Here is a 5,262-nt window from a genome sequence, read left to right on the forward strand (position 1 = left end):
AAGTCTTAAAAAAGTTGGTCAAAGTCTGGCAGGGATCATGAAAATAGATCATGGATGTGATGCCGAGCGGGTACGGTGGAATTTAAAACAGCAGATCCGGAGCTGGATTTTTACTTTGTGTCGCTTGCAGAACTGCAAAAGCACCCGGAAATTATGCCTGAGCGTAAAGCAGAAATAAACGCCATTCGCAAAGAAGCCTGAAGCTCAGACATCCAGAATTTTCACATTGAGTGCGACCGCAGCTCATTTGTGAAACAATCTAAGGGACTAAATGGACTTGAAGGGAATTGCTTTGTGGTTTGTCGTTTTCATCGCAGTCGCTTGTATGGGCTCCATCACAAGCGAAAAAGCTTATCAGGATGTTATCGATAGAGCGGTAGAACAAAGCGTACCTGGTATCCAGGCCTACGTTCGTAAAGGTACGGACGTTTGGTTCGGTGTGGCAGGACTGTCATCAGTCGAACAGAGTCGTCCAATGACACTGAACGATCGTCTGAGAGTGGCGAGCATTACCAAAATGATGACTTATGCTGCTATTTGCGAGTTGTCCAAAGGGGGTCGTCTGAAACTTACCGATCGTGCCATGGCTCTGCTTCCCAAAGGCACATTAGATGGCATTCCCTATGGAAGTGAGATCACTGTTGCCCAGTTGCTTGATCACAAAAGCGGGCTTCACAATTTCAACGGAGAAGAGGGGGATGACTTCTTCGCTGATTTATTCCAAGATCCTGAGCGTGCAACACGGGTTTGGACTCCACAACAGCTACTGGCATATGCAAAGAAACCAGAGCACAGGGCTACAGGAAAACCCGGTGAAGCTACGTCATATTCCAGCACCGGCTACATCGTTTTAGAATTAATTCTCGAAAAAATCGAAGGGAAATCTTTTCCAAAGATTTTTCGAAGCCGTTTCTTTGAGCCGCTTGAAATGACGTCAGCCGGAGTAGAAGGAACGGATTTTGACACATCACAGATCGCAGATAGTTACGCCCGTCCGGAGGATGTACCATATCCTGCATCGCCGTTCGATGGCCGCAAGGCCATAAGAGCAGATGGACTGGTGAACCTGAGTGTCGGACTTCAGCATTACAACGCGTGGGGGCGAGCAGCTGGCGCTGTTGTTGCAACCGTTTCCGATCTCGCCAAGTTTATGAACGCCGTTGTGTCAGGCCGGCTGACTGTGCTCAATGATCAGGATGCAGAATTCAAACGTCTCAAACAAATGCCGAATCGGTACTTTGATTGGAATGGAGGTTCGTGGGGCATTCAATCCACAATTCTCTACGAGCCCTATCGCGAGCTCACTGTAATTGTGTTGACAAATGCGTCAAACGTCGGAAAAGGCAGCCATGATATTGCTAAAGAGCTGCTGCTTGCGGCGCGTTTGCGACCGTAATCCCCAGCCGCCGTAAAATCAGAGTCAATTTTTTTGAGACATTCTTGGTTACGTGGCTGAATCAGTTGGTTTAAATCTGAGGTAGATGTGATCCTGGATCCAGTGAGCATCCCGCCATTCGGTTGGGTTGATCGGAACACCGTGTAAAAAAAGGCCGAAGTGAAGATGATCTCGCCGCCCGCCAACCCATGACGGAGGAATGCTTTAAGTAGGGGGCAAAGCTGTTAGGGATGTAGTATTATAGGTATAGTAAGAATCGGATCAAATTAGAGCAAGTCTCAAGAAAGTTGGCCAAAGTTTGGTCAAAGTAGGGCGGGGAGGCGGCTGTAAGTGATTGATTCGAGACATGTGATCACAAATCCCGACAATCTGAGCCGGTTCCTTACAATTGGGAATCGGAAAATCTGAACGAGCTATGATTGATTGTCATGCTCATTTAAACACCATCGAAGCTGATCCAGCGAACCTGGTGTATTCTTCCAGTGAGCATAATTCCGTTGGCGATAAAGATAGGCCTGATCTGCGCCGCCCAATGTAATTTGCGTCTCCCGCAAGTTGCGAGGCTTTACTGATTTTGTTTTCACAAGCTCGCGCGCTATTAAGGGGTAAGTTCGAATGGCGAAGCTCATGGCGGTTGCAGCGAGTTGACGTTTTCCTAATTGGAATAGCGCAAGTGGTCTGCCGTAAACAATTCCCTCCATGACATCGCCCTTATACCTATTGCAGATCCTCAGTGCGTCCTTCGGCCTCTTTAAACGGAAGCAACAATCAACAGCCAGATCTCTTATCCCTTGATTATCGTTCGGATTCAGATCCAGCATATTCATGAAGTGAACGAATGCTTTATCAGTCTCACCGTTATCCAGGTAGCAAAGCCCAAGGGCATGATACGCTCTCAGGAAAGGTCGATTTTCAAGAAAGACCCACTGCAAACGATCGCAGCCAAAGTAGAAATCTTCCGGAAACAGACTCATCGCATCGCGAACGATATCGGACCAAATGATCTCCGCAACAAGCCTATCGCCTGACGCGTTGTGCAACAATGCAAGATGATGATGAGCGTCAATAAACTCGGGGGAACCGTTTTATCAGTGATTGATATCGTTTTATTGCCGCTGGGGCGTTTCCTTCTTCCCATAAATCAATGGCCTCGTCTAGTTCCTCCAGGGCGCTCACATCAACGCGCAGATACTCGAATTTTAGATTGCGTTCTTCAATCCGTTTGAGTTGCAGGAACGAGTGAATTTCCCTTTGCTTCTTCGTCATTGTTAGGCGCTAAGGCTGCAGCAGAAAAGATGGTATCGCAACCTCCACGTTGATAGCAAGATTTCTGCAGGTGTTGCATGACAATGTTGTCGGCTAAAATTATGAGTTACAGTAAGTGATTCAGAATCTATGCAAATGCGCGCTAGAAAGGATCGATCCGTAAAGACACACCGCGAGATAATCCGAAAAATTCGGGAGTTGCATCAGCGCGGCGAGCCGCTGAACATCCATGCGGTAAAACGCTTGCATCCCGACCTTCTTCGCAGAGTGTATTCAGTTCGGCCATTTTGGGGTTGGGCGCAGGCCGTTCGAGCTGCGGGATTAGATTACCGGCACATTCGCATCCAACTGCTTGAAACCGTGCCCTGCCAATTATGCGGAAAGGAGTTCAGGAATCTTACTTTTCACCTTCCGGTTCATGAAGTGAGTACAGACGAATACAAATTAAGCTTCCCCGATGAATACCTGCATTCGGAGTCACTGCGGTCTGAGCGAAGTGATTCTTTGTTATCACGAAATCCGCTTATGGAGCACTGGGAGCCGTTATGGTCAGAAGAATACATACTGGAGCGGATCCACGAGTATTTCCGCCGGGGGATACCCGTGAATGACGGATTCATGCACGCGCGAGATAGGGCTTTTGAAGGCATTGCCACGAAATATTTCGGAAGTTGGGATAATGCGCTGAGAAAAGCGGGGTTGAATCCGGAGGCCATCCGTCTGCAAGATCCGAGAATTCTTTACGACCGAAAAGATGTCATACGCGAGTTGCGAAAGCGCTATCGATCCGGGAAACCTTTAAACCATGCAGCAGTCCATTCGGAAGACGCTCGGCTTTGCAATGCAGCGCGCAGGAAATTCGGATCGTATTCTGCAGCTCTCGCAGCCTGCGGCATGGATCCTTCGAAAGTACGCCTGCTTCATGAGCCTTATACCGAAACAGACAGAATGAACCTGTTAGAGGCAATTCGAAAAACTGCCGCTATGCCTGAAGGCAGGAGAAGAGCAGTAGCCATTTGTACCTTGCGAATGAAATATCAAAAAACGCTGAAGCGACTCCTTCCTTCGTGGCGAGGCGCGGCTGAGGCCGCCGGAGTTAAGTATCGCGCCATTGACCTCCGAGATCATCGGGATTTCAGCACACAGGAGAAGGTGATTCGTGCGCTAAAGGATCGCTTGAATGCGGGAAAGAGTTTGATTTCCTACCATTTGAAGGATGATGATCGAAGGTTGTACAAAGCCGTGCTGGAGCACTTTCCAAACTATTATGATTGTTACCCGTTTCTTGGCTTACACCCTTCCAGCGTTCGTGGTCAGCGCCGTTACGCAAGCGCAGAGGAGGTAATTACCGAGATCAGACGGCGTTGTGACCTGGGGCTGGGAACACGCGTCGTTGACCTGGTTTTTGGACCAAAGCGTACTCGAGATAACCCGTTGCTAAAAAGCGCGGTCCATTTTTTTGGGAGATGGTCAACGGCGCTGAACTTTGCGAATGTCCCTCCAGAAAAGAAACGGCCGAAAAACAGCCCATCCTCAACTACAATTTTGAAAACGTTGCGGGAAAAGCGCCGGAGACACGGTCCGAAATGATTACAGGAACTGATTCCGGATGCAGCAATGCTGTCCCAGATTTCCTCAACTAAACGAATTCTTTCAAACCGAAACCAAATTGACACATTTTTTTGAAATTTGTGTCGAATTAGCTTTCAGGCAATTGGGAGTAATGCGATAGATTGACAAGGGAAGGACAAAAGCGCTATCTTACTGGTAAGAATACGATGAAAACTATCCGAACTACAAAGATGTCTACAAAAGGCCAGGTTGTCATTCCTGAAGAAGTGAGAATTGAGTTAGGGTTGAAGCCCGGAGAAAATTTCGTTGTAGTTGGGCGAGACGATACTGTAATTCTCAAGAAGATCAGTGCTCCCAGAATGCAAGAGTTTGGCCCGCTGCTTCGAGAGGCCCGTCGACAGGCAAAAGCAGCCGGCTTAAAGCATTCTGATGTAGGTAAGGCCATTAAGCGTGCGAGACGCAATATGGCAGGCTGATGAAGGTTGTCATTGACACGAACGTGCTTATATCTGGAATTTTCTTTACAGGTCCTCCTTCTATTGTTCTTGAGTCTTGGCAGAAAGGAAAAATTGATCTCCTCGTCTCTACTGAAATATTAAAGGAGTACTACAGAGTAGCTGAAGAGCTCTCATAGAAATTTCGGAACGTTTATCTCAAGCCTGTTTTGGATTTCATTGCTGCTAGAGCAATTGTAATTCATTCTCCTACTCTGCAAGAGAAAGTCTGCAGTGATGCTGATGATGATAAATTTTTCGCATGCGCAATTGCGGGTGGGGCAAAACTCATTTGTAGCGGAGATAAGTCTCTTCTAAGAGCTTCCGGCTATCGCGGAATTCTTGTCATCAGGCCAAAGTCGTTTGTTGATCAATTCCTGTTATGATCCCGAAAATGAAATCGCATCGGGAATCCATTCCCAGATCATTAAGAATTTGTCTTCTTTTGAACTTGATATGCCAGCATTCAAGTGAACTATTGTTCTAGTATTATAGAAATAGTACCAACACAGAAAAATACTGGCCACTTCCAAA

Annotated in this window: 4 protein-coding genes; 3 read left to right on the top strand and 1 reads right to left on the bottom strand. The window is 47.2% G+C overall.

Features of this window, described 5'->3' with window-relative positions:
- The first annotated feature begins 271 nt into the window (after positions 1-271).
- A complete protein-coding gene (locus L0156_19945; protein ID MCI0605265.1) occupies positions 272-1,396 on the top strand; it encodes a beta-lactamase family protein in 1,125 nt (374 codons plus the stop codon).
- A 413-nt stretch (positions 1,397-1,809) separates the two neighbouring features.
- On the opposite strand, the gene L0156_19950 is transcribed toward L0156_19945, so the two are convergent.
- Positions 1,810-2,439, bottom strand: coding sequence for a hypothetical protein (locus tag L0156_19950; GenBank protein MCI0605266.1), 630 nt, complete (start codon positions 2,437-2,439; stop codon positions 1,810-1,812).
- A 358-nt stretch (positions 2,440-2,797) separates the two neighbouring features.
- Between L0156_19950 and L0156_19955 the strand changes: the two genes are divergently transcribed.
- Both L0156_19955 and L0156_19960 read left to right on the top strand, forming a co-directional pair.
- Positions 2,798-4,252, top strand: coding sequence for a hypothetical protein (locus tag L0156_19955; protein ID MCI0605267.1), 1,455 nt, complete (start codon positions 2,798-2,800; stop codon positions 4,250-4,252).
- A 188-nt stretch (positions 4,253-4,440) separates the two neighbouring features.
- A complete protein-coding gene (locus L0156_19960) occupies positions 4,441-4,710 on the top strand; it encodes an AbrB/MazE/SpoVT family DNA-binding domain-containing protein (protein ID MCI0605268.1) in 270 nt (89 codons plus the stop codon).
- Positions 4,711-5,262 lie beyond the last annotated feature (552 nt).

The organism is bacterium (genome assembly GCA_022616075.1).
Lineage (GTDB): Bacteria > Acidobacteriota > HRBIN11 > JAKEFK01 > JAKEFK01 > JAKEFK01.